This window comes from Streptomyces rugosispiralis, from assembly GCF_024505145.1.
Taxonomy (GTDB): domain Bacteria; phylum Actinomycetota; class Actinomycetes; order Streptomycetales; family Streptomycetaceae; genus Streptomyces; species Streptomyces rugosispiralis.
In genome coordinates this window covers 1-392 of the sequence record NZ_JANIAA010000250.1, presented here as the reverse complement: position 1 = coordinate 392, position 392 = coordinate 1, and the positions used below count along the sequence as shown (strand labels likewise).

Annotated in this window: 1 protein-coding gene; it reads right to left on the bottom strand. The window is 68.1% G+C overall.

Annotated elements, in window-relative coordinates; all coding sequences use genetic code 11:
- Nucleotides 1-366 (bottom strand): AMP-binding protein (locus NP777_RS47300; RefSeq protein WP_256656387.1); only part of this gene is annotated, 366 nt, incomplete at its 3' end.
- Nucleotides 367-392 lie beyond the last annotated feature (26 nt).

Genomic DNA, 392 nt, shown 5'->3' with positions numbered 1-392 from the left:
CCGCGGCAACACCACACCCACAAACGACTCCGGCCCCACCCCCTGCCCCACCAACCACCGAGCCACCCGGTTCGACCACGCATCCAACTCCCCATACGACACCTCACGCCCGCCACACACCACCGCCACCGCATCCGGCGTCCGCCCCACCTGCTCCCCGAACAACACCGGCAACGACACACCCCGCACACCCCGCAACTCACCATTCCACCCAACCAGCACCCGCTCCCGCTCCACCCCGGACAGCAACTCCACATCACCGATACGACGATCGGGATCCTCGGCGAGCGCGGTCAGAACACGCACGAAACGCTCCGCGATGCCCTGCGCCGTGGCCCGGTCGAACAGATCCGTGCTGAAGTCCAACGCCCCCTCCAGCACCACACCCCCAG